General features: G+C 51.8%; 21 protein-coding genes and 1 other RNA gene. 20 read left to right on the top strand and 2 right to left on the bottom strand.

Going from position 1 to position 25807, the window contains the following annotated elements; translation table 11 throughout:
* The first annotated feature begins 138 nt into the window (after positions 1-138).
* From H8S80_RS16660 to H8S80_RS16615, 10 genes are all read left to right on the top strand, one after another.
* Positions 139-681 carry a GNAT family N-acetyltransferase gene (locus H8S80_RS16660; RefSeq protein ID WP_117632570.1) on the top strand — a complete coding sequence of 181 codons (543 nt, stop codon included), beginning with the start codon at positions 139-141 and terminating at the stop codon, positions 679-681.
* Positions 635-1108 (top strand): Cys-tRNA(Pro) deacylase, encoded by a 474-nt coding sequence (ybaK, locus tag H8S80_RS16655; RefSeq protein WP_025531538.1) that lies wholly within the window; start codon positions 635-637, stop codon positions 1106-1108. The genes H8S80_RS16660 and ybaK overlap by 47 nt, the downstream gene beginning before the upstream one ends.
* Positions 1109-1413: 305 nt before the next feature.
* Positions 1414-2289, top strand: coding sequence for a cell wall hydrolase (locus H8S80_RS16650; protein WP_025531537.1), 876 nt, complete (start codon positions 1414-1416; stop codon positions 2287-2289).
* Between the two features lie 106 nt (positions 2290-2395).
* Positions 2396-2860, top strand: coding sequence for a NanQ anomerase/TabA/YiaL family protein (locus H8S80_RS16645; protein WP_117632571.1), 465 nt, complete (start codon positions 2396-2398; stop codon positions 2858-2860).
* Between the two features lie 332 nt (positions 2861-3192).
* Complete coding sequence (locus tag H8S80_RS16640) at positions 3193-4065, top strand: carbohydrate ABC transporter permease (protein ID WP_002603825.1); 873 nt, start codon at positions 3193-3195, stop codon at positions 4063-4065.
* Positions 4065-4901, top strand: coding sequence for a carbohydrate ABC transporter permease (locus tag H8S80_RS16635; protein ID WP_117632573.1), 837 nt, complete (start codon positions 4065-4067; stop codon positions 4899-4901). Before H8S80_RS16640 ends, H8S80_RS16635 begins: the two co-directional genes overlap by 1 nt.
* A gap of 57 nt (positions 4902-4958) precedes the next feature.
* Positions 4959-6317 (top strand): ABC transporter substrate-binding protein, encoded by a 1359-nt coding sequence (locus H8S80_RS16630; RefSeq protein WP_117632574.1) that lies wholly within the window; start codon positions 4959-4961, stop codon positions 6315-6317.
* A gap of 81 nt (positions 6318-6398) precedes the next feature.
* Positions 6399-7949, top strand: a complete 1551-nt coding sequence (locus H8S80_RS16625) for a response regulator transcription factor (RefSeq protein ID WP_117632575.1) — start codon at positions 6399-6401, stop codon at positions 7947-7949.
* The gene (locus H8S80_RS16620; RefSeq protein ID WP_117632576.1) at positions 7930-9732 is read left to right on the top strand and encodes a sensor histidine kinase; all 1803 of its coding nucleotides are present in this window, start codon (positions 7930-7932) and stop codon (positions 9730-9732) included. The genes H8S80_RS16625 and H8S80_RS16620 overlap by 20 nt, the downstream gene beginning before the upstream one ends.
* Complete coding sequence (locus tag H8S80_RS16615) at positions 9729-11189, top strand: sulfatase family protein (protein ID WP_117632577.1); 1461 nt, start codon at positions 9729-9731, stop codon at positions 11187-11189. The genes H8S80_RS16620 and H8S80_RS16615 overlap by 4 nt, the downstream gene beginning before the upstream one ends.
* A gap of 36 nt (positions 11190-11225) precedes the next feature.
* Here the strand turns inward: H8S80_RS16615 and H8S80_RS16610 are convergent, their stop codons facing one another.
* Positions 11226-12200, bottom strand: a complete 975-nt coding sequence (locus tag H8S80_RS16610; protein WP_117632578.1) for a pectinesterase family protein — start codon at positions 12198-12200, stop codon at positions 11226-11228.
* Positions 12201-12408: 208 nt separating this feature from the next.
* Here H8S80_RS16610 and H8S80_RS16605 point away from each other — a divergent pair, with 208 nt between their 5' ends.
* From H8S80_RS16605 to H8S80_RS16580, 6 genes are all read left to right on the top strand, one after another.
* Complete coding sequence (locus tag H8S80_RS16605) at positions 12409-13053, top strand: HAD family hydrolase (protein ID WP_002603832.1); 645 nt, start codon at positions 12409-12411, stop codon at positions 13051-13053.
* Between the two features lie 84 nt (positions 13054-13137).
* A complete protein-coding gene (locus H8S80_RS16600; RefSeq protein ID WP_002603833.1) occupies positions 13138-13938 on the top strand; it encodes a GNAT family N-acetyltransferase in 801 nt (266 codons plus the stop codon).
* 35 nt (positions 13939-13973) lie between these two features.
* Complete coding sequence (locus H8S80_RS16595; RefSeq protein WP_002603834.1) at positions 13974-14240, top strand: HPr family phosphocarrier protein; 267 nt, start codon at positions 13974-13976, stop codon at positions 14238-14240.
* A 140-nt stretch (positions 14241-14380) separates the two neighbouring features.
* A non-coding RNA gene (gene ssrS, locus H8S80_RS16590) (6S RNA) lies at positions 14381-14561 on the top strand.
* A gap of 100 nt (positions 14562-14661) precedes the next feature.
* A complete protein-coding gene (locus H8S80_RS16585) occupies positions 14662-15894 on the top strand; it encodes an AI-2E family transporter (RefSeq protein ID WP_002603835.1) in 1233 nt (410 codons plus the stop codon).
* A 9-nt stretch (positions 15895-15903) separates the two neighbouring features.
* Positions 15904-18183 carry a SpoIID/LytB domain-containing protein gene (locus H8S80_RS16580; protein WP_117632579.1) on the top strand — a complete coding sequence of 760 codons (2280 nt, stop codon included), beginning with the start codon at positions 15904-15906 and terminating at the stop codon, positions 18181-18183.
* 103 nt (positions 18184-18286) lie between these two features.
* Here the strand turns inward: H8S80_RS16580 and H8S80_RS16575 are convergent, their stop codons facing one another.
* Positions 18287-20440, bottom strand: coding sequence for a helix-turn-helix domain-containing protein (locus H8S80_RS16575; protein ID WP_117632580.1), 2154 nt, complete (start codon positions 20438-20440; stop codon positions 18287-18289).
* A 238-nt stretch (positions 20441-20678) separates the two neighbouring features.
* Here H8S80_RS16575 and H8S80_RS16570 point away from each other — a divergent pair, with 238 nt between their 5' ends.
* The 4 genes from H8S80_RS16570 (at position 20679) to H8S80_RS16555 (ending at position 25781) form a co-directional block, all read left to right on the top strand.
* The gene (locus H8S80_RS16570; RefSeq protein ID WP_117632581.1) at positions 20679-21671 is read left to right on the top strand and encodes an ABC transporter permease; all 993 of its coding nucleotides are present in this window, start codon (positions 20679-20681) and stop codon (positions 21669-21671) included.
* Between the two features lie 13 nt (positions 21672-21684).
* The gene (locus tag H8S80_RS16565; protein WP_117632582.1) at positions 21685-22593 is read left to right on the top strand and encodes a carbohydrate ABC transporter permease; all 909 of its coding nucleotides are present in this window, start codon (positions 21685-21687) and stop codon (positions 22591-22593) included.
* 93 nt (positions 22594-22686) lie between these two features.
* Positions 22687-24330 (top strand): extracellular solute-binding protein, encoded by a 1644-nt coding sequence (locus H8S80_RS16560; protein ID WP_117632583.1) that lies wholly within the window; start codon positions 22687-22689, stop codon positions 24328-24330.
* Positions 24331-24392: 62 nt separating this feature from the next.
* Positions 24393-25781, top strand: a complete 1389-nt coding sequence (locus H8S80_RS16555; RefSeq protein ID WP_181987987.1) for a sulfatase family protein — start codon at positions 24393-24395, stop codon at positions 25779-25781.
* The last annotated feature ends 26 nt before the right edge of the window (positions 25782-25807 follow it).

The raw sequence follows: 25807 nt of genomic DNA, 5'->3' as shown, positions 1-25807 counted from the left end.
GCCTGCAGGCAGAACCTGCGGAGCGCGCTGCTCATCACAAAGCGGGCTGAAATAATTTTTCCTATACACGGCGCGCAGGCAGTGCTATATTATATAGAAGAAACACATCAGAAACTGTCGAAAGGGAGGACATGCCGTATGACAATTCAATTTGCCGCGGAGGAAGACACAGGGCTGATCCTGCGATTTATAAAGGAACTTGCCGATTATGAGGGAATGCTTTCCGAGGTGGAGGCGACAGAGGAGCTGCTGCGGGAATGGATTTTTGAAAAGAAAAAGGCTGAGGTGCTGATTGGGAGGGAGGGTGGAGAACCGGTGGGATTTGCCCTGTTTTTCCATAACTTTTCCACATTTCTGGGCAGAGCCGGAATTTACCTGGAGGACCTTTACGTCAGACCGGAATACCGGGGAAAGGGCTGCGGAACCGCGTTTTTGAAGCGCCTGGCAGAAATCGCTGTGGAGCGGGGCTGCGGACGCCTGGAGTGGTGGTGCCTCGACTGGAATAAACCGAGCATTGATTTCTACCGGGCCATGGGAGCCGTTCCCATGGACGACTGGACGGTTTACCGTATCGCCGGCGATCAGCTGAAGAAGCTTTCCGGACATGCCGGAAATTCAGAAAGGAGTGAATCAGATGGTGAAGACGAACGCCATGCGTATGCTGGACAAGGCAAAAATTGAATACAGAACAAAAGAGTACGAGGTGGATGAGGATGACTTATCGGGAAGCCACGCCGCGGACATGATGGGAGTGGATCACGGAAGTGTGTTTAAGACGCTGGTGCTGAAAGGGGAGAAGATGGGCTATCTGGTCTGCTGCATCCCTGTGGATGCGGAGCTGGATTTAAAGAAGACGGCCAGGGCGGCAGGCGATAAGAAGGTGGAAATGATCCACATGAAGGACCTTCTGGCCGTTACGGGATACATCAGAGGGGGATGCTCTCCCATCGGGATGAAGAAGCAATTCCCCACTTTTGTCGAAGAAAGTGCTGTTTTGTATGATGAGATCGCCATAAGCGCCGGATTAAGAGGCCAGCAGATCCTGATTTCCCCACAAACCCTGGTGACCTTCATCCGGGGAAAATTTGCTTCCCTGACGTTTGAATAGTTTACATAAAATAGAAACGCAAAAAAACACAAAATTTGCAACTTTAAATAAGTAACAGAAATGTAACAGATTTGTAAAGAATGAATAATAAATATAGATAAAAACATAGCTTGAAACAAGCTGATAAATGTAATATATATACAAAAAATATAAAAAGACCAGAAAATGGTCAAGGAAAATATCACAAAGATGTTAAATAAGTATTGACTTTGTTGACAAGACTCCTCTATAATACGCTCGTCACCCGGAAACGGCTGCAAAAGTCTGCGGCTTAGATGTATGAGAGAAAAGAAAGAGGAGTATGTATGCTGACATTGCGCTCAATTCTTCAGCATATCTGTCAGTTCTTTCGGGGACTGGCGGTGAAGGCCACAAAAAGGATGTATCGATCGTCGGCTGTCTTTATGGCAGGCGCTGCGGTGATCACCGTTGTGGCATTTACCTCGACCGGTTTCGGCAGCGGAGGAAAGAACGCCCTGACGGCGTTTGCGGAAACTCCGGGGCAGGAGACGGCGGCAGAAGAGGAAGATGCAGAAGAAGAGGAACCTGTTACGGAAGCAAAAGTACAAGTCCAACTTACCGAAATAAAGAAGCAGGGACAACTGTTAGCCGGTAATCTATTGGAAAAAGAAGTACAGCAGAAACAGGAGATCCAACAGGAATCGAAAGAAGAGCTCGAACGTATCAATGAACAGATTGTCATGGATGCTAAAATAAAGGCGCTGGAGGCAGAAGAAAATGCCCGCCAGAAAGCTTTGGAAGAAGAAAGACGCAGGGAAGAAGAGAAGAAAGCTGCAAGCCGGAAGGCGGTCTCAGACGACGATTATCAGGTTCTGCTGCGGATCGTTCAGGCGGAAGCCGGAGTCTGTGACGAGAAGGGAAAGATTCTCGTGGCCAATGTGGTGCTGAACCGCGTGAAGAGCCAGGAGTTCCCGGATTCGGTAAGAAGCGTTGTCTATGAGCCTTCTCAGTTTTCGCCGGTATCAGACGGTTCCATCAATTCCGTGAAGGTGACAGAGGAGACGAAGGAATGCGTGAACCGGGCGCTGGAAGGGGAGGACTATTCCGACGGGGCGTTATACTTCATGAACCGGAGAGGTTCCAGAAGCAGAGCTGTGAGCTGGTTTGATTCCCATTTAACGTATCTGTTCCGCCATCAAAATCATGAGTTTTTTAAATAAAAACATTGTAGAATATTCTGCTTTAGGTGTATACTATAGCTAGACGGCAGCGGGAAGAAACTCTGCCGGAAACTAAGAGATTTTATACATAAAGGAGAACAGGACTATGATTTTTGACTCAGCAAAGAATCTTGATTTTTACAGAGGGCTTGGAATTGAAGGCAGATACGATAAGGCGGTTGATTTCCTTCAGAATACCGATTTAGAGAACCTGGCACCGGGGAAATACGAAATTGACGGCAGGAACGTTTATGCCAATGTAACCGAATACACCACGATTCCGTGGGAAGAGGCGAAGTACGAATCACACCATGATTACACGGACATCCAGTACATGATCACGGGCACTGAGACCATGACCTATGCACCGGTGGACGCACTGAATGTGACAGTACCGTATAACGAAGAAAAAGACTGTGTTTTATATGACAACGCAAATCCTGGATTAAAGGTAGTTGTCGGAGCAGGTGAATATATGATCTTTAATCCGTGGGATGGCCATAAGCCGAAAGCAGCAGACGGCGAGCCGGCCCCGATTAAGAAGGTAATTGTGAAAATTAAGGAAAATTAATGAGATATCTCATAACGGAGCGTTCCTTTCGCGGGAGCGCTCTTTTTTTGGTTTCATAGGGAAGTTCGTCCTATGAAACCAAAACCCTCCGGGGGAGGCGCACTCCGCGCTAAGGAAATTTGGCTGCTGAAGCAACCGCGCTCCGGCGCACGAGTCCGGCTTGCCGGACTCGTTGTGTGAAGGGAGTTTTTTTGTTTCCGTAACCGTTCCAGCGAAAAATTCCCCCTGAATCAAAAAAATGTGGAGTTTTTCCCCGGCCATTTTCCAACTATAATGAAATTACAAAGAAATGAAGCAGAGGAAAAATGTGGAAAATATGAAGGGGTGGAACCATGAAAAAGAAACGGCTGACGTACAGTAACTTTTACTTTTACCTATTGCTCCTTGCGCCGATTCTGGCTGTCTATATCCTGTTTTTTGTTATTCCTGTGGTATCCAGCATGTTTTTCAGCCTGACGAATTTTAATGGAATCAGCCTGAAATTCAAGTGGGTGGGATTTAACAATTACGATGTGGCGTTTCATGACAAGGTGTTTAAGAAGGCCATGGTCAACACCTTTCTGTTCGCACTGGGAGCGACAGTATTACAGAATCTGTTCGCAATCGTGTTCGCAATGGCGCTGAACACGAAAATCAAGTCCAGAAACTTCCTGCGGATGCTGCTTTTTGCACCGTGTATGCTCTCCCCCGTGGTGGTGGCATTTATCTGGCAGTTTATCTATATGCCGGACGGTATGCTGAACCACCTGCTGGGAACCGACATCACCTGGCTGGGAAACAGAAAGACAGCGCTGTCCTGTGTGGTGATCGCTCATGTGTGGATGTGGATCGGATATTCTTCCACCATTTACATGTCCAACTTACAGAGTATATCGACGGACATTCTGGAAGCGGCGGCCATCGACGGAGCGGGGCCGTGGCAGAAATTCAAGAGCATTATCCTGCCGATGCTGGCTCCGGCCACCACCATCAATGTGACGCTTGCGTTTACCCAGTCCCTAAAGGTATTTGACATTGTCTACGCCATGACAGGCGGCGGACCGCTGAACTCCACGGAGACGGTGGGAACGTACGTGGTCGCCAATATGAACCGCGGCCTGCACGGCTACGCATCGGCTCAGACCGTACTTTTAACCATCGTGATAGTCCTGTTCGGGCAGGTTTTAATCGGAGTTCTGAAAAAACGAGAGGAGGCGATTTACTGATGAAAACCAGAAAGAAACCATTGCTTTTTCTGTTCGAACTGCTGATGATCGCCGCCTGCGTGCTGATGTTTTACCCGGTGATCATGATGGTTCTCGTGTCCCTGAAGGATGAGGCGCTGCTGGCTGGCGAGCCCTTAAGCCTGAAGACCAGCTTCGCCTTTGAAAACTATATAACGGCGGCGAAGGGAATGAAATACTGGAGGGCGCTGCTTAACTCTTCCGTATTGACGGTATTCAGCTCTTTGATCACCACGTTCTTTGGGGCCTGCGGGGCGTATGCCATCATGCGGGCGAGAAGAGGAAAGAAGCTCTTTCTCGTACTGAACGCGCTGTTTCTCATCGGTCTGGCGCTGCCGCAGCAGGTGGCCATGGTGCCTCTCGTCTTATGGATGCAGAAGCTTCACGTAGCCAATACGCTGTTCGGATTGATCCTGGCGTTTATCGGAGCCAACGCGGCATACGGCGTGTTCTTTTTTTCCGGCTTTGTGAATACCGTACCCGTCACCCTGGAGGAGGCGGCCTATATTGACGGAGCCAGCCCCTTTACGACCTTTATCAGAATCGTGTATCCGCTGCTTAAGCCGCCCATGGTAACGCTTTTGATCGTGATTGCCTTAAGGGTCTGGAACAACTTTATGTATCCCCTGCTTCTTCTGCAGGGTCAGAATTCCAGGACACTGCCTCTCACGGTATTTTTCTTTAAGGGTGACTTGTCCATCCAGTGGAATATTCTGTTTGCGGCGACAACCCTGGTGATCCTGCCGCTGATGATCGTCTATTTCATACTGCAGAAGCAGATCATTTCCGGCATGTTAAACGGGTCTGTGAAGGGGTGAATCAGTTAAATGCAATAGTAACAAAATCATAATAAAGGAATAACAGGAGGAAGAAACATGAGAAAAAGAAGAACAGCAGCATGGTTCATGGCGGCAGCCATGGTAATGGGATCTCTGGCCGGATGCGGACAGAAGGCGGCGCCGGAGACGACGGCAGCACAGACCAGCGAGGCGAAGAAGGAAGAGACCGCCGCAGCGGAGGAAACAAAGGCGGAAGCGGAGAGCACGGGAGAACAGGTGGAGCTTAAGGTGTTCGGATTTAAGACCGGAGCGGAGGAAGGCGCGATTCCGGAACTGATCGAACAGTTCAACAAGGAGAATCCGGATATCAAGGTGGTGTACGAGGGAATCAGCAACGCGGGCGGTTATCAGGATGTACTCACCGCAAGACTGGCTTCCGGGCAGGGGGACGACGTGTTCTTTGCCAACCCCAATTACCTGCCGCAGCTTCAGGAAGCGGGCTATACCGAGGATCTGTCCGATATGCCTGTGGTGGAGAAGTACAGCGGCCTCGTAAAGGATTTGCTGACCATCAATGACAGCATTCCGGGTCTCGGCATGGAAGTGGCCGTATTCGGTATGTTTTCTAACCTGGATGTGCTGAAGGAAGCGGGCATCGACCACGCGCCGGCAAACTACAAAGAGTTTCTGGAGGATTGTGAGATCCTGAAGAAAGCCGGGAAGACACCGGTCGTGGCCGGAGCCAAGGATGGTACGGGCGTTGCCATTCTCTCCCTGGCGAAGAGCATGGACCCGGTCTATCAGGCATCCGATAAGATGGACCAGATCGCCAGAATGAACAGCGGCGAGCTGAAATTCGGTGATGTGATGCAGCCGGGATTTGCACTGGTGGAAGACCTGATCTCCAAAGGTTATCTGGACGGAAGCAAGGCCCTCGTCTATGCGGCGGGCCAGGACGATATTGCAGAATTCGCAAAGGGAGAGGCCGGCTTTATGCCTGGCGGAAGCTGGTTCGTGGCAGGACTTGAGAGCGCGGCTCCGAATATGAACTATACTCTGGGCGGTATTCCGGTCGAGGATGACGATTCCCTGATTCTGATCAATGCCGGTGTCCGCGTCTGCATCAACAGCTCTTCTGAGAAGAAGGACGCAGCCCGGAAATTCGTGGAATTCTTCACCGGACTGGACAGCATGAACGCCTACGTGGCAAGCCAGAACAGCTTCAATCCGCGCACGGATGGAGCCAGCACGGACAACGATGTGGTGGAGCCAGCGGCGGAGCGTCTGAGCGCGGCCCGCATGGTTCCGTGGGTGGATTCCGCCTTTGACATCGCGGTGGTCAGCCCGTGGGCGGACGCCCGTACCTTTACGGCCAATGTGGCGGGCGGTGATTCCGTGGACAATGCGGTCAAGGACTTAAACGCACAGGTGGAGAATAATCTGAAGCTGAAATAATGCAGGCTGGCAGCCGCAGGACTGAGTCTTGCGGCTGCCTTTTATCTATGTTAGAATGGCACAAGAGAGGGGGACGGGGACATGTATCGGATACTGATTGCGGATGATGAGTTCTGGGTGGGCCGGTGGCTGAGCCAGGTCTTAAAGGAGAGCCCCTTTGAGGTGACGGTGACGGGAATCAGTGATAACGGGGAAGAGACGTTGAAAGCGCTGCTGGACACCAGACCCGACATATTGATTACGGATATCAATATGCCGCTGATCGATGGCCTCGATGTGCTAAAACGCCTGGAGGAAGCGGGGGAAAGGCTTCCGAAGACCATCGTCATATCCGGTTACGACGAATTTGACTATGCGAGGCGCGCCATTGAGCTGGAGGTTATGGCCTATTTATTAAAGCCGCTGGAGCGGTCGGCGGTCTACGAAGCCGTGGAGAAGGCTGTCGCGGCGCTGGAAAAGGAGCAGGAGAGAAAGGAACAGACCCGGGACGGTTTTACGGCGGGGGTGGAAAACATCCTGACGGAGTACCTGCGAAGTCCCGGCGACGAGACGAAGCGGCAGCTTCGCAGCCTCCTGGTGTCCGGACAGGGGCAGAGCGGCTTCTTTGAACTGGCACTGTTTCAGATGCGCCGTCTGGAAAAATCCGCTCTGACGAGGGAGGAGATGCGCGGACGTCTGGAGGAGGCCGCTGCCGGTAAGGACATCTACCTCTGCCCGCTGGACCGCTTTACCTGGGGCGTCCTGATCACAGGCATTGTGAATCCTGCGGGCTTCCGGCTGGATGAGAGCGTGCTTGTGAGTCTGCTTCACAGCTATGAGTATGGGCTGAGCGAGGCGCATGAGGCGCTGGAGGAGATTGGCGAGGCATTTGCGGAGGCGAGGGAAGCCATCATTCTGCGGCTGGGGAGGGAAGGGAAGACGGAGTCCTTTCCAGTGTCGGAATCCGATCTTCACGCGGATTTTCTGGCTGTGTTAAAGGCCGGCAACATGGAGCGGATCAGGGAGTGTACGAGACAGGCCTGCGGGCTCTTTATCCAGAAGGGGTACGACTTAACCAGCTGTTTAAATTTCTACTTTGTTCTGTCGGGAGAGGTGATCAAGCTGTTAAATGACAGGTATAAGGAACAGAGCCGGACGGAATATCTGGAACTGATCGAGGAGGGATACGATTTCTCTGTCCGGATCCGGAATTACTACAGCATCCGGTCCATCTGCCACCGGTTTGAAGAGTATATTGTAAAGGCCGCCTCCTGTCTAAAGGAAGAGGACTGCATGGATGTGGCGGCAATTGTCAAACGGATCCAGCGTGAGATCAGGGAGCATTACAGCACTGATATCAGCCTCGCCTGGGTGGCGGACGAATACGGAATCAATCCCAGCTATTTCAGCAAGAAATTCAAGGATGAGACGGGTGTTAATTTCATCGATTATCTGACGGAGGTGCGGATCGGACAGGCAAAGGAGCTTTTAAGCCACACGGGCCTTTCCGTCAGCGCCGTCAGCCTTCGGGTGGGATTCAAGGAAGCAAAGTATTTCAGCCGGGTGTTTGCCTCCATGACGGGGGAGAAACCGTCGGAATACAGGGAGAGGATGAGGCGGGAGGAGGAAAAACGTGAAGAGAGTGCGCATTAAGACGTGGCTGGAGAGCCGTCTGAACAGAAAAATATTTCTGAGCTTTCTGACAGTCTCCCTCATTCCTCTTTGTATTGTCTACTGCTATATTAACTCCGCCTATTCCGAGAAGCTGAGGAGCGATGCCTTCACCCAGAACCAGCTGACGGAACGGAACACGGCAGTTTTGCTGGAGGACTATTTGACTAAAATCGAATACATCTCCAATCTCTTTTTTGACAGCGATACCCAGGCCATGATACGCGGGGCCTCCGATTCGCTGAGCAGCTACAGCGCCCGCATGGCGCTGGAGAAAAAGGTGCGGGTGAATCTCGATCTGTTCAAGGTAATGGCGTACGTGGATCAGGTTACATTTTTAAAACAGGATGGAACGGCCATGGATGTGATGAATTCCTTAGGCTACGCGGACACCATCCTTTTTTCAGTACCGCCGGAGGAGGTGGGAAAACGGTTTAAAAACCAGAGGCTCATGCGAATCGAGGAGCTGAATGACAGTTACACGGATAAATACGTCTATCTGCGCCAGATCGATGATTTAGACTTGAAAAACGGCACCCTGGGCTGGCTTTTTATCGTCTTTGACCGGGACCAGTTCGATCTGCTTCTCCAGGATTTGCGTACGGTGCTGAACACGGAGATCGCCATGGACGACGGACAGCTGCTGCTCTATGACACGATGAGCGGCGGGCCGGAAGCGGTGAACCGTCTGCGGGCCGCCGCAGTCTCCTACTCGGCGCCGCCGAAGGAGAGGAGGCGGGCGGAGAGCATCTCGTGGGACTACCGCATCGAAAATCTGGGAATCAGAGTCACATTTTTCGATGACATGAAGGGCGTGGAGAGCAATATCCGTGCGCTGAGCACCATGACAGGAACCGTGATCTTCATAACCGTGCTCATCATACTGGCGGCCTCATTCCTTTTCTCGGAGACCATCGTCCGCCCGGTGACCAGGCTCCATAAGAATCTGGTCCGGGTGAAGGAGGGCGATTACACGGTCCGCGTGCACGTCGAGACCAGGGATGAGGTGGGAGACCTCTGTGACGCGTTTAACGGCATGGCAGAGGAGATTGACCGCCTCGTCAACCGGGTGTATTCCGTGGAACTGAAGGAAAAGGAGGCGGCCATCAAGGCGCTGCAGGCTCAGATCAACCCTCATTTCCTCTACAACACCCTGGATATGATCAAGAGCATGGCGGAGCTTTACGGGGCCTTGCAGGTATCGGAGATGATCATGGCCTTATCGAAGCTGTTCCGCTACGCGACCCATACGGACGGTGTCCTCGTCACCATCAGGGAAGAGCTGGAGAACCTTTCCAGCTACATGACGATCGTCAATGCCAGATTCGGCGGGCGGATTGCGTTCGCCGCCAGGGTTCCGGAGGAGCTGCTTGCAGAGCCCATCGTTAAGGTCTGCCTGCAGCCGCTTGTGGAGAACTCCATCTCCCACGGGCTGGGCAGAGGCCGCGCTGGCGGCCGGATCGCGGTTACGGTAAAAAAAGAGGACGGAATCATGACGGTTACGGTGGAGGACAATGGCGGCGGCATACAGCCGGAGCGGCTGGCGGAGATCCGCGGCCGCCTGGAGCGGAGAGAACGGGTGGAAGAGGAGTCCGGCAGGGGCAATGTGGGACTGAAGAATATCCACGACAGAATCAGGCTTTATTATGGAGATGCGTATGGCATTGTGATTGACAGCTTTCCGGGAAAGGGAACCGTGGTGACACTGTCCTATCCGTCAGACGAGATTCCGGCCCCGGAGATGATAAAGGAGGAACCGATTTGAAAGAGAGACCCAATCTATTATTTCTGATGACAGATGAGCAGCGTTACGACGCAGCCGGATGGGTGAACCGCCAGGTACATACACCGGCCCTTGACCGGATGGCGGAAGAAGCCGTGTGCTTTTCCCGCGCCTATACCACAAACCCGTCGTGCATTCCGGCGAGGGCAGCCATCTTTACCGGGCGCTATCCCTCCCAGTGCGGCGTACCGGGATTTGTCAGCAGCCTTCCCAAAAAGGAGACCACATTTATGAAGTATTTACAGGAGGGGGGCTACTATACGGCTGTCATCGGAAAACAGCATTTCTGGCGCTCTGAAATTGAGCGGGGATACGACTATGAGGACATTGTGGATGAACATTTTCCTCCGGAGATAATCACGAAGGAGCTGGCCGACGGCGAATTCGGCCTTCCGGCCAACAAGACGGTCTCCGACCGCGTCTCCAGCTATGTGGAGTTTCTGGCCGACAGCGGTTTCACCAGGGGATCCCAGCTTTTCAGGGAGATAAACAACAAGGGGATCTATGAATTTACAGGGGAAGAAAAGTACCACGTGGACGCCTACATCGGCGACCGGGGAAGGGAGTGGCTGGAGGAGAGCTGTCCCGATGACAGGCCCTGGTTCCTGACCCTTTCATTTCCGGGGCCGCACATGCCCTTTGACGGGATTGGGCTTCCGGATGAAGAGGCCTACGGGGAAATGGAGCTGGATTTGCCAGGAACGGAGCTTTCCGATCTGTTCCATAAGCCGCCCCATTATCTCGACATCGCTAAGAAATTCGGCAGTCTCGATTTAAAGAATCACACGTCGCCGGATGGGCTCACCCCGGATGAGATCCGGCTGATGAAGAAGGCCTACTATGCCAATATGACTCTGATTGACCGGAAAATCGGCCAGGTGATTGAGTTCCTTAAAAAGAAGGGGCTTTACGATAATACCCTCATCCTGTTTACCTCGGACCACGGGGACTTTATGGGAGATTTCGGTGTGGCCACCAAGGCCCAGTACTGCTCGGAGGCCCTGATGAGGATTCCGTTTCTGTTAAAGCCTCCGTTTTCCGGCTTTAAAGGCCGCAGAGAGGACAGCTTCATCAGCTCGGTCGAAATCGCGGCCACATGCCTCACGGCGGCGGGAATCGCTGTCCCGGATACCATGATGGGCCGGAGTCTTACACAGTTTTACGAGGACGGCGCCAAAGAAATATGGCCGGACGTCTACATGGAAGCGAGAGACATCCGGGCCATACGGGATGAACATTATAAACTGATCTACTACCAGAACAGGAGCTACGGCGAGTTCTACGATCTCCAGAACGATCCGGAGGAGAAGTATAATTTATGGGATGATCCACTGCTTCAGGAGCGGAAATACGAACTGATGAAGCGGCTTCTGGACCGGATGATCGACCTCGGCGAGGGCGGGAAGACCGTCTGGAATATCGGCGCTCCCGTCATATAAGCGGTGAAGATAAGCGGTGAAGCTTTCCGCGTGCCCCTATTCCGGAGCCCAGCCGTCATTTCCTGAGAGAACGGTGGCCTTTGTAAAGCGTCCGGCCTCTTCTTTCGTCAGGCGGCGGACCCATTCCGGGCGGCGGTCCATGGCGGCGCCCGGTCCAAAGCTCTCATACTCCGCATAAAACGCGTGCTCTCTGGCCTCCGGTTTGTTCCAGTCATCCCATCCCTCTTCGCAGATATGGGAATCCATGTAGCAGTTCAGGAGAACCGTTTGGGCGTATTCACGCCAGGGCCGCCCCAGGAAGGCGCTGTGCGGGGGACAGCAGCTCTCGAAACGGCAGTCCTTCATAACATAGCCGAATTCCTGGCCCTCAGGCGTGGAGGCCGCGGTGACGTAGCTGTTTACCGGGCTGTCCGTACACTTGGAAAACAGGGTACAGCCTTCAAAATAGGCGGCCGCTCCGCCGAAGATGAAGTCGATATCGCCCTCGATGTAGCAGTTCCGGTAATAATGCCTTCCGCTGATGCGGGGGGCATTCTGCTTCGGCCCGGTAAATCCTCCCGGCTCAATTTCCCTCGGCGGGAGAGGCGCGGTAAAGAGAGTATCCTGGTTTCCCAGGAAACGGCAGGAGTCGAAGAAGAGGCGGTCCCCATCCGCATAGAGGGCCAGGGCCTGTCCGGCCTCGGTCCCTTTCCCGGCGCTGTTTTCAAAGGTGATGCTGCGTGCGGTGAAGTCGTGGGTGTCGATGAAGCATGTAAAGGTGCGGAACGTTCGGAGCGGCCCGCCCTCCGGTGCTTCCATGCGGGCAGAGAGGCAGCCGGTGATTACGGTGGAGCCGTCCTCTTCCCCGAGGAAGGTCAGATGCGGTATGCGCACGGTAATCTGTTCCCGGTAGATTCCGCTGTGCAGGAACAGCGTTTCTCCTTTTCCGGAATCCGGAGTTTTTGCAAGGCAGTCCAGCGCTTCCTGTATGGATGAAAAATCTTTTTTCCCGTTTTGATCGATCTCTATCATAGAATTCCTTCTTTCCAAATGGAGTAGATATTTTTGCGATTCGTACTAAATATATCCATTTTACGACAAATTTGCAATAGAAATGATTGACTTCTAATTCACAAAGTGAGATAATACCTTAAACTGTGAATGGAATTAATTCAAAAATGCATATGGGGACGGGAGCTTGCCTTCCGTCTCCGTTGCATTCTTATCCATGGAGGAGAGAATGGAGAAGGAATATCTGTTATTTGATCTGGACGGAACGCTGACCGATCCAAAAGAAGGCATCACCAAATCCGTGCGCCACGCCCTGAAGGCTTATAACATCGAGGTGGAGGACTTAGATACGCTCTGCTGCTTTATCGGACCGCCGCTGAAGGACAGTTTCATCGAATACTACGGATTCAGCGAGGAGGATGCGGTGAACGCGATCGGTGTCTACCGGGAGTATTTTTCCGACCGGGGAATCTTTGAAAATGAGGTCTACGAGGGGATCGAGGAGATGCTGAAGGCCCTTACGTCCTCCGGGAAAAAGCTTTTTGTGGCTTCCTCGAAGCCTGAGGTCTTTGTCAGAAAGATCATGGAGCATTTCGGACTGGATTCGTATTTCACCTTTATGGGCGGCGCCGATTTAGGAGAGACCAGAGTGAAGAAAGCGGATGTCATCCGGTACGTCCTCGCGGAAAACGGGATTACCGATCTGGAAAAAGTGATCATGATCGGTGACAGGAAACACGATATCTTAGGAGCCAGGGAGGTCGGAGTCGACAGCGTGGGCGTTCTCTACGGTTATGGAGACCGGGAGGAGCTGACCGGCGCGCAGGCAGATTTTCTGGCGGAGACAGTTTTTGATTTGCAGAATCTCTTATAGTGTGATATGATACACAGTATTATGGCGCTTAAGGAATAGTTTTGGCTGACGGCGAAGAGGAACGCCTTAAGGAGGAGACGCATTATGATTGAACTGGGAAAAGAAAAGAGACAGATAATCAGACCGCTTTGCGGACAGGCGGATCACGTTCTGGTGCATGGAGCGGTTCGGGGATACATGGGCCGTGTATGGGTGCCGGAGCTGACGAATCCATCGTACTGCCTGATACATCTGGGTGATTTCGCATACCTGTTTGGCATATGCCCAAAGGGTGAACAGGCCATGGAGCTGAAAGCACAGCTTTACAGAGAATGCGGCCAGGATTACATCACCCCATCCGATGAGAGATGGGCCGAATGGCTGGAGGAATCCTTCCTGGGAGAATACAGGGTTTTATCCCGGTATTCCATGAGAAGGGACAGGAACCATTTTTCGGAGGAGGCACTGGAGTCTTACTGCGGGAACCTGCCCGCAGGAATTCGATTAAAGAAAATCGATAAGAGACTGTACCAGACGGCGCTTAAGGAGGAATGGAGCCGTGATTTCTGCTCCAATTTCGAAACTCCGGAGGAATTTGAACAGAATGGCCTCGGCTTTGTGGCCATGGATGGCAGAAAGATCGTTTCCGGCTGTTCCGCCTATGGAATCAGTCAGGGAATGTTTGAGATACAGGTTGAGACCCGGAAGGAATACCAGCGGAAGGGGCTGGCCCTGGCGTGCAGCGCCCGGTTCATCCTCACGTGTCTGGAGCAGGGGATCTATCCGAGCTGGGATGCGATCAGCTTACAGTCAGTCGGGCTGGCGGAGAAGCTGGGATATATATTTGACAGGGAATACAAAGTTTATCAGCTCTACGATATGGAGAGCGGCCTTTTAATGGCGTAGCTGGCACCAGTACAGTATTTGGAGGAATACCAACGATGAAAAGAGTAAAAGTCGGATTCTGGGGAATTGATTCGATCCTGGAATTTGTAAAAATAACCGGCAGCAGCCGTCATAAGATGGAACTGGTCTGCGGGAGCACGGTGGTGGATGCGAAATCGCTGCTGTCGGTGCTGTCCGTAAAGGCGGCCCAGGCGGTGGAGCTGGTGATTCACGAGGAATGCTGCGAACGTCTGCTGGAGCGTCTGGACCCTTATATTGAGCATGGCAGCCTGCTGGACAGGGCGCACCATTTAAGCGCCTGAGGAACGAACAGCCGCCGCAGGACAGGGCTGAGAGCATGTCCGCCGGGCGCGTCGTCTTCATAATTAAAACTGACAGGAAAAGGAACTTGAAAAATTGAGTAAAGTGGTGTATACTAATGCTATAAAAATAAGATGAATTGTAATTCCTGGAATGTTCGACACTCTTACCTACTTTGAACCTACATTTTGACATTCGGGATTCCAATATTTTTAAGCGGATGTCAGGCCTCCTATATTGAGTGGAAGGCAGAAGCTTAAGTGAGGTCGCCCACCTAGCAAGGCTAGGCGTCAAACAGTAAGAACCGGCATTTTGGGGTTACAAAAGAAAAAAGCAGCGAGAAATCGCTGCTTTAACTTTTTACAAAAGTATGATAATGTATACATAGGGCAAAGCCCGTATCTTAAAATACAGGAGAATAATATGAAGGAAACGAAATTCAGGAATTATATATGCTGGGGAGTGACCGCGCTGGCGGTGATCGCGCTGAGTATCGCGTTTGCTTTTTTTCTTACGAGATTTCAGGTGATGAAGGCTGGGGTGAGGGCATTTATCGGCATATTGATGCCGGTGATCTATGGAGCTGTCCTGGCATATCTGCTTCTCCCGATTTACAACAGGACGAGAAGCCTTCTTGAAGGATGGATTGCGAAGGGCGTAAAAAAGGAAAAGACAGTCAGGGGGTTATCGAAGGCCGGAGCGACGGCTGTGAGCCTGATCGTCCTTTTTGTGATTGTTGCGGGACTGTTCTGGATGGTGATTCCGCAGATCTACACGAGCATTATGACGCTGCAGGAGGGACTGGGGGAGAACATCAACAACCTGGCGCTCTGGCTTCAGAAGCTTCTGGAGGATAATCCGTCCCTGGAACAAAAGGTAATCCCGATGTACGACGAGGTGACCAATCAACTGGAAACCTGGCTGACCACCTCCCTGGTACCGAACGTGTCGACGGTGATAAGCGGCCTGTCCAGCGGCCTTTTGAGCGTTGTGCTGGCGCTTAAGAACATCCTGATCGGCGTCATCGTTATGGTGTACTTATTAAACATCAAAGAGACTCTTTCCGCACAGGGAAAGAAGATCATCTACAGCGTGCTGCCTCTGCGGATGGCGAATCAGTTTATCGAAGAGCTCCGTTTTGTCCACCGGGTGTTCGGCGGATTTATCACGGGCAAGCTGTTGGATTCCCTGATTATCGGTATCATCTGTTTCGTATGCTTAAACTGGATGAAGATGCCGTACGTTCTGCTTGTCAGCGTGATCGTGGGTGTGACCAATGTGATCCCGTTTTTCGGCCCGTTTATCGGAGCCGTCCCAAGTGCCTTCTTAATTCTCCTGGTCAGCCCGATGAAGTGTCTGTACTTCCTGATTTTTATCGTACTGCTTCAGCAGTTTGACGGCAATATCTTAGGCCCGAAGATTTTAGGACAGTCTACGGGACTTCCGAGCTTCTGGGTGCTGTTTTCCATCCTGCTGTTCGGCGGCCTGTTCGGGTTTGTAGGCATGATCATCGCAGTACCGACCTTTGCGGTGGGCTACAGCATGTTATCCGGACTGGTGAACCGGGCACTCAGGAAAAAAGAACTTTCCCTTAATACAAACGACTACAAGGATTTAAAGCACATCGACGAAGAGAAGAAAACTTATATGAGATAAGAGGAGCGCATGAATAAAAGGAAATTTATCGCATTTGCAGCCGGAATTCCTCTTCTGGTTCTCATTTTAATTATCATCATCCTGGTCAGTGAGACGAAGCCGGGTGGGATATCGAGAGCGGCGGCCTATAAGTCAGCCGCCCTTCTTTTGACGGATGCCGAAAGCTGTGAACAGCTGCTGAAGGAGCAGGGCCAGAACTATTTTTCGGAGAAGGACAGGAATAACTGGTATGCGAAGTATTTGAATTATCTCTACGTGAACGGATACTTATCTCCGGACACGACCCCTTCGGACCCGGAATACGTACAGGGATATTTAACGTACCGGGAGGCGGAGGAACTGGCGGAGGCACTGGTCCCGGGACAGGGAGAGGCTGCTCACGTGGGAAAGAAAAAACAGGGCAAAACGTTTCCATCGGACAACTGGTGGTTTATTTACGACAGCCTTCGGAAGGAACTGGATCAGGAAGGCAGAGTAAAGGAAATAGACGTTCTCCTCTACGGTACTCCGATGAACATCAGGAGCGCCCCGGCGTGGACCGCTTATACGAGCGAGGGCAAATTCCGCTTTGAAGGAATCAGCCTCGACAGCTACATAGACTGGGAACTGAAGGTCCTGGTAAAAGACGGTGAGATGATCGCGGTCAGGGAAACGGTGAGTGATTCCGTCACCTATAAGAATGTCTGGCTGACACGCGGCGAGGGGGAGACCTTTTCCGTACATCTGGGCACAATCGAGAGAACGTTCCCCATGGAAGCCTCTCTGGGGCAGCCGGAGGAGTTTGCCGATAATCTGGCGGACCTGTCTTTGAAGAACGGCAAGCTTCAGAAGGTGACTTTGAAGAAAAAGAGAATTACCGGAAAGGTCCTGGCGGTAAAGGACGATTCCATCGAGATCGAAGGCTACGGTAAGATCAAGCTGGATAAGGATTTCAAGGTGTATAAGCTGTATGGCCAGTTTGAGGAGCAGTCCATCTCGGATATCCTGGTCGGCTACGACATTCAGGAATTTGTCGTGGCCCATGGAAAGCTTTGCGCGGCTTTGACCATGCGGGAATTCGATGCGAAGACGATCCGGGTCATGATTATGAATACGAATTTTCAGTCTGTCTTCCATCCGTCGGTCACCTTATCGGCGGAGAGCGGATTGAACATTGCCTACGGAGAGGAGAGCGTGCAGATCCCGGCGAAGGCCGAAGTGATTATCGATCCGTCGGATGAGCGGCTGAAGGACGGTCGAATTGTCGTCACCCCCGTGGATGCCGGCGATACCATCTCTGTCAATTCGATCCGCCGGTCCCTCGGCACGCCGACGTACAGCGGAAGTATCGAAATACGGAAAGAGACAGAGGGGATTACTCTGATTAATGAACTGTATCTGGAAGAGTATCTGACCAGGGTAGTGCCCAGTGAGATGCCTGACAGCTACGAGATGGAGGCGTTAAAGGCCCAGGCGGTCTGTGCGAGAACGTACGCCTACCGCCAGATTCAGAGCAACACCTACAGCCAGTACGGCGCCCATGTGGACGACAGCACCAGATTTCAGGTGTATAACAACCTAAAGACATCGGATAAGACGGAGCAGGCGGTTCGTGAGACGTATGGAAAGCTTCTGTTCTATCAGGATGCGCCCATTGAGGCATTTTATTTCTCCACCTCCTGCGGCCATACGACAGACGGCAGCATCTGGGGAAGTGATCCGGCCAAATATCCGTATCTGGACGGCTGCCTCCTGGAGACAGACCGCAGCGTCTTAAATCTGTCCACCAACGCGGCATTTGAGGCATTTATCAAGGATAAGGAGTACCCATCCTATGATTCCTCCTTCCCGATGTACCGCTGGGAGACTACGGTCACGAACCGGCAGCTGGAGGAGGAGATTACCGCGGTGGGAACCATATTGAATATCTCCGTCACCGAGCGCGGTGTGGGCGGCATCGTGAAAAAAGTACGTGTGGAAGGCTCCGATGGAATCATGACCATCAACGGGGAAGGCCAGGTGAGAGCAAAGCTTGGCAATCCCTACATGAAGATTACGAAGAATGACGGAAACGTCATGAAGGATATCGAGTCCCTGCCCAGCGCCTATATTGCCATCGAGAACGAGGGCGTGGATGATAATAATATCACCACCTTCCATATCTATGGAGGCGGATACGGCCACGGAGTCGGCATGAGCCAGAACGGAGCGCAGGCCATGGCGGCGGAAGGCAAAACCTATGAGGAAATCCTCCGGTTCTTCTATAATGGAGTGGAGGTCCGGGAGGCCGAGAAGGAGACGGCGGGGTGACAGGCTCCGGTTATGCCAGCAGAATAAAATATACAGAAAAAAGAAAGAGGCTGTTCTTTGCCGTGAATCAGGCAAAGGCAGCCTTTTTGTGTGGGGCGCGGGTTCATCTCATCCGATACTCCTTCGGCGTCACAGCCGTAAGCTGCTTAAAACGCCGGATAAAGCTGGACGGCGACGTATATCCAATGGAAGCGGATATCTCCCCGATCGTCATGGTGGTGGTGGTCAGTAAGTGTTTCGCCCGTTCAATCCGAAGGGAATCGATATAAACAGACAGCTTGACGCCGGTAGCTGTCTTGAACTGATGGCTCAGATTAGAGACCGACAAATGAAAGCGGTCGGCTACCGAGGACACGGTTAAGTCGTATTCCTGATAGTGCTGCTGTATGTATTCGATGACGGCCTGAATGGACCGGGAGGTATCTCCCAGTTCCCGAAGCTGAATCAGCCCTGTAATCTCCCCGGTCAGCGTCAGCATAAACTCGATCAGTCCGGCCTTGGAGTTCGGCGCCTTCAGGGAGACGATATTATACGTTCCCGCCGCCTTTTGAAAGGCGTGGGAGATGGTATAGGTCAGAGGCGGAAACAGCAGATGGCGGTCATCCAGCCGGTCGATATACTTCATCAGCTCCTGGACGCATGACTGCAGCTTTTCGCCATCCTGGGCGGCTAACGCGTCATAGAGGCCGGACAGTTCCTTTTCCGGATAACGCCATTCCTCCTCCGTCCCCATCGGCAAAAGGCAGTCAAAGAAGCTTAAACATTCTCCCTCACAGTCCGGGTCCTGACGTATGAGCTCCCAGCACTCTGTAAGTGCAGCCGGAAAATCCCCGAGAGAATCACAGCGCGTGCTTACACACAGCTTAAAGGGCACAGAAAGCTCAGCTAACAGATGATCCTTAAAGCCAGTCAGCTTTTCCCGGAGGACGTCCTCTGCGGATTCGGAGAAAAAGGCTATCAGAATATACATATCCTCCCATTCCTGTTCCAGCGCCAGCAGTTCTATGTCACTCCCCCCAATCTCCCGGTACTTCTCCAGAATCCGGCGGTCCCATTCCTCTGATTCTTCTGTCTCCCGCCAGCGCAGGGCAATAACCAGAAAGCGGTCGTGTGCCGTATCAACCATATAGGGAGAATTCCCGTTAAAATCTTCAATGCTCTTATAGCTGCCGCTCAGCAGCTTCAGCAGGCATTTCTCGCAGTCCAGCTGCCGGTTGTGCGTATCCAGAATATCCATCCCCATGGCTACCCGGTCCAGGGAGTGCATCTCCCCCGGCGTGTTTAATCCGAACCGCTCCAGAGAGGCGAGAAGCCGCCGGATCGGCTTGTAATACTGATGGGTCAGGAAGAAGGTAACCGTAAATCCAAGCAGCAGAATCAGCGCGTCCAGGACGATAAACTGGCCTGACAGGGAGTTGGCCTTTTGAAGCAGCAGCTTCTCGTCGATCACGCTCATATAAGTTAAGTCCGTGTCAGAAGAGGTCAGGCGGCTTATAAAAAGGTTTCCGCTGTGCACCGTCTCCAGACGGGGGGACTCCGACTCCGAAAAGGCTTCCGTATCGACGGTGAGCTCCGGAGGCATATTGGAATACAGCCTGGTATGGTTCCAGTCGATCAGCGTATAGGCGTCATAGCTCCCCGAAGAAACATCCTGTAAGGACTCGTCAAAAAATCCCCTGTCGATGCGGAAGATAAAAAAGGCCGCCTGATTCTTCACGGGGATCACGTATTCCACGGCCGGCTGGCCGGAGGTCAGGAGGGCCTGGTCTGCGGGGAGGAAAGAAGGGCCGTAGAAGGCCTCCATCCTGTCCAGGAAGCTGGAAAAGCCCTCTGAAAAAATCGGGTTGATTCCTGCGTAGCCGGAGATATTGTACGTTCCCTTGCAGGAGTAGAGCGTATCCGGCGTCACTTTCCCGTTATAGTAGTAGATGTCCAGCAGCGCGGAATCCAGGGAGCGTGCGCCGTTTAATTCGGAATAGATGTTATAGAAGGAGCTTGCGTGCGCGGAAATATACCCGTCAGAAAAATACTGGTTCATGGTGAGATTGGTAGCGATCTTATGGATCAGATCGATCTTTCCGTCAAAGTAAATCTGGGATTTGCTCAGGGAATTCCCCTCCTGGCGGATAGTTTCCGTCTGATACAGGTTCAGGAAGTAACGCTGACAGCAGACCGTTACGGCGATAACCGGTATGAAGATGATAAAAAAATAAGTACAGAGATGTTTCAAATATTCTTTTGCAATATTCTGGTTCAATAGAATCCCATCCTTCTCAATTATTGAAGATCACTTCAAATACTGGCAATCGATCCCGGATTTCTCCCTGCCGGGCACCGCTTTCGGAACCTTAACAAAAGTATCATACTCTCATAAAAGAATCAAGGAAAAACCGCTTTTTTCAAAAAATGTTTATAGTAAAAATACTGTTTATTTACATCATTTTCGAAAAATGTTGTAATAAATGTACTAAAAAACAAAAGGGGGAACGAAAAAATTGACTAAGTTGCTTAAAGAAAGTCAAAAAAAGGCAGCCGCATCCCTGCAAACACCGTCTCAGCGTGCGGCCGAAAGAAGGGCCGGGAGAAAGCGGACCTGGATGCTGATGAAACGGAATTACTTCCTGTATCTGTTCATCCTGCCATCCTTTCTCTACATCCTGATTTTTTCCTATTGGCCCATGTATGGAGTCCAGATCGCATTTAAGGATTTTCTGCCATACGCGGGAATGATGAAGAGTCCATGGGTGGGATTCAAACATTTTAAGAAATTTTTCGAATCCATTATGTTCTGGAAGCTGTTGGGCAATACGGTGTCGCTCAGCCTGTATGCGCTGATCGCCTCCTTTCCTCTGCCGATTATCCTGGCTTTTATGATCAATTATACAAAGAACGCCCGTCTGAAGAAGTTCACACAGACCGTTACCTACGCCCCTCATTTCATATCCACGGTGGTGCTGGTCGGTATGCTCTCCATCTTTCTCTCTCCGAGATCGGGATTTATCAATACGATTATCCAGGCATTCGGAGGAAAGTCCGTATTCTTTATGGGGGAGGAAGGATGGTTCCGCCACGTATACGTGTGGTCCGGCGTATGGCAGGGCACCGGCTGGGCCTCCATCATCTATATCGCCGCTCTGGCGGGAGTCAGCCCGGAGCTGCATGAGGCGGCCATCATAGACGGCGCGTCCAAGCTGCAGCGCATGCGGTATATCGACCTTCCGTCCATCATGCCTACGATTACGATTCTTTTAATACTGAATATGGGACAGATCATGAATGTGGGATTCGAAAAGGTGCTTCTGATGCAGAACGATCTGAATATAGGCATCGCAGAGGTCATCTCAACTTACACCTATAAGGTCGGCCTCGTAAATGCCGAGTACAGCTATTCCACCGCCATCGGTCTTTTCAACAATATCATTAATTTTGCCATTCTGCTGGTCGTAAACCGGGGCGCTAGAAAGCTGTCGGGGACCAGTCTGTGGTAGGGGAGGAGTATTTATGAACACACACATCAAGGAAGGCCTGGGGGACCGGATATTCAACGGCGTCACCCTGATCCTGATATTACTGATTATCGTTGTCGTAGCCTATCCGCTTTACTTCGTGCTGGTGGCATCTATGTCCAGTCCTACGGCAGTCAACTCCGGAAAGATACTCCTGTATCCGGAGGGCTTTTCCCTCATCGGCTATCAGAACATCCTGGAGAATACCAAGCTTTGGAGCGGCTATGCCAACACCATATTCTATACGGTGGCAGGGACATTTCTGGGGGTATGCTGTACCATTATGGCCGGCTATGCATTTTCCAGAACGGACCTGCCGGGGCGCAATCTGCTGATGGGACTGTTCGTGTTTACCATGTATTTTTCCGGCGGCCTGATTCCGCTGTATTTGGTGGTAAAGCAGCTTCACCTGATTAATACGAGGGGAATCATCGTGCTGCTGGGAAGTATATCCGTTTATAATATTATCATTGCCAGGTCCTTCTTCACCTCCAGCATTCCCAAAGAGCTGCAGGAAGCCGCCTTTGTGGATGGCTGCACCAACCAGAGATTCTTTGTCTCCATCGTGGTTCCCATCTCAAAGCCGATCATCGCGGTGATCACGCTGTACTGTGCCATATCGTACTGGAACTCGTTTTTCAATGCCATGATTTACTTAAATGACCGGAATAAGTTTCCGCTGCAGCTCGTTCTGCGCGAGATTCTGCTCTCCTTCCAGGTGATGCAGCAGCAGGCGGCGTCAGGCGGCGGTGTGGATGCGGAAACGATTGCGGAGATGAATACCCTGGTGGAGGTGGTAAAGTATGGCGTCATCGTGGTAGCGGCGGTTCCTGTGCTGTTTATCTATCCTTTTATTCAGAAATATTTTGTCAAGGGCGTCATGATTGGAGCGGTCAAAGGCTGATCCGGTCCGCAGAACTTAAAACGCGCATTACCCGGCCGCCTGCTTCCGGCAGGTCCGGCCTGGCCATAAACATAAAATGAGAGGAGAAATCGTATGAAAAAAGGAAACGTATTTACAAGAGCGCTGACTCTGACGCTGGCGGGTTCCATGCTGCTCACCGGCTGCGGCGGGGGAAGCAAAACGACGGAGACGAAAGCCGCCCAGGAGGCAGTGGATTCCGACGGCAGAAAGATGGAGGGAAATCTCTACACGGAAGGACTCCCCATTGTAAAGGAGCAGGAGACCTTTACCATCGCTGTCATCGGTCATCCCCTGGCCAAGGGGACCTACGAGGATAAGCCCTGTGTGATCCAGGCTGAAAAGGATACCAATATCAAGATCAAGTGGATGGAGATCCCTTCCACCGGATGGCAGGAGAAGATCAACGTCATGTTTGCCTCCGGCGAGCTTCCGGACGCCATTGCTACGGGAATCACAGACTCCTCCATCGTAAAAAATCTGCCCCAGCTTGTACCGGTAGGAGATTATATCGATAAGTACGCTCCCCATGTGGCAGAGACGTACAACAAGTATCCCGATCTGAAAACCATGCTGAAGCAGGATGACGGAAAGATTTATTCCTTTATGACAAATTCCCAAACTTCGAGAAATGACTCCACCAGCGGCGTTCTCTTCATCAACAAGCAGTGGCTGGATAACCTTGGACTTCCGGTCCCCGCCACGGTGGATGAGTACTACGCCGCCCTGAAGGCGTTTAAAGAGCAGGACCCTAACGGCAATGGAGCAAATGATGAAATCCCATTCTCCTTCTGCCAGCAGTATTACGCCTCCCAGTTTAAAATGATGATGGGCGCCTTCGGCATCAAGGATGACACCGACCACATCATGATCGAAGACGGCAAGGTGGAGCTGTCTGCGGCGAAGCCCCAGTATTATGACGCATTAAAGTACTACCATAAGCTGGCTTCCGAAGGGCTTCTCGACGTGGAAGGCTTCAGCCAGACCCAGCAGCAGTATTATTCCAAAGGCCAGCAGATGGTGGTCGGTTCCTTTTTAGAGTACCTTCCCTATTACGTTGTAGGGCAGGAGAATGACAGCCAGTACATTCCTCTTGCACCATTAAAATCTGACTCCGGTGAACCATTATGGGATGGCATAAAAGACAAGTTTGCCGGATGGCACAACGGCTTCGTCATTACGAAGGCGTGTAAGAACCCGGAAGCACTGGTACGCTGGTTTGATTACTGTAACACGTCCTTTACGACGAAAATGCAGTGGTTTAACGGTGACCGCGGCGTACTCTGGGAAATGGATGACGAGACAGGGGAATGGTGGAATGTCAATAATTATCCGGAAGGCCAGACCAAAGGAGAGTACCGTTATACCATGTCCACAGGCCCTCACGCCCCCATTTTTTTAACAAAAGACGATTGGGATAAATTCGTTCAGAAGGATGATCCCCAAGCAGAGGAACGCAAAGACTGCATCAACCTTTTAGAACCGTATTTCCCGAAAGACTATATATTGCCGGTATTTGAGAAAACGGCGGTCGTGGAGGAAAAGGAAAATCTCAGGGTGGATATCGATAATTACATCAAGAATTTTACCGCACAGGCCGTATTGTCCGGTATTGACGACGCCGGCTGGAAGGAACACTTAGCCAAGCTGGAGAAGCTGAATACAGCGCGGTATCTGGAACTGCAGCAGCAGACGTATGACAATACAAACGCCAATTGATCCCGCGGCAGCAGGTCCGATCTCTCCGATCAGGGGACGGCATGGAAGGAGACAGAAACAAAATGGAGAAGCCAAACATATTATACATATTTTGTGACCAGTTCCGGCGTCAGGCTATCGGCTATATGAAGGAGGACCCGGTGGTCACGCCGAATCTGGACCGGTTTGCCGGTGAAGCGGTGGTATTTAAAGAAGCCGTCAGCACTTATCCGGTCTGCAGCCCTTACAGGGGAATCCTGTTTACGGGTATGTACCCGCACGAAAACCACATCTTTACCAACTGCACCTCCCAAAGTGCGGCGGAAGGCTGCTATCTTCACGATGATCAGGTATGCCTGTCGGATCTTCTGGCAGCGGGCGGATATGAGATGGGTTATATCGGAAAATGGCATCTGGATGCCCCGAAGCCCGAACAGAATCCTTATACAGAGGGCTTCCGCGGAAATGGATTGATCTGGGATGCCTACACACCGCCGGGAAAGGGGCGCCATGGATTTGATTTCTGGTACTCCTACGGCTGCTATGACTGGCACATGAAGCCCCACTACTGGAAAAACGATGCGAAAATCGACGAGCGGATTGATGTAAGGGAATGGTCCGTGGCGCACGAAACAAAGGTGGCGATCGATTATATTAAAAACCAGGATAAGCCATTTGCGCTGTTTATGTCCTTTAATCCGCCCCACACGGACTTTGACATGTTCCCGCAGGAGTATTTGAACGATTACGAGGGCAAAGAGGCCGGAGACCTGCTGGTCCGCCCCAATGTGAAGATGATTCCGGAAGCCGTCAGGCACGTGAAGAATTACTTTGCCTCCATCACGGGAATCGATGAGAATTTCGGTAAGCTGATGGCTGCTCTCAGGGAGAAGGGAATCGAGGACAACACGATTGTCGTCTTCACATCGGATCACGGGGAAATGATGGGAAGCCAGGGGCTCATGCACAAGAACATCTGGTATGAAGAGGCAGTGGGCGTGCCGTTTCTGGTACGCTGGCCCGCCAGATTCTCCCACCACGACAGTGACGCCCAGCTGTCTACCATCGACATACTCCCCACGCTGCTGTCCATGGCGGGTCTTAAGGACCGCATCCCCCAGGGCTGCAGCGGCTATGACTTTACCCGTGACATGGAGACGGAAGACTATTCCAACTCGCCGGAGTACTCTCTCTATGTGGTATCTGACCCGGAGAGCAATGGCTTCGGAAGAGGTCTCCGCGGCCGGCGCTATACCTTCATGCTGTCAGCGGCCCAAAATACAACGGCATACTACCTGTATGACCGGCTGGAAGACCCCTATGAGCTTCATAATGCGGCGGGGGAAAATGAGGAAATGGTTCAATATTATCTCGGACTGTTAAAAGAGAAGCTGGAAGAAATCGGGGATCCGTTTTTGGAGGAGATCCCATTATGGGGCAGCCGGCTCCATGAGACGGCCGCAAGCCAGTGACAGGAAAGAATCCGAATACACCCGTG

Source organism: Hungatella sp. L36, from assembly GCF_014288035.1.
The sequence above is the reverse complement of the archived record's forward strand: the minus strand, read 5'-3'. Positions and strand labels throughout refer to the sequence as shown.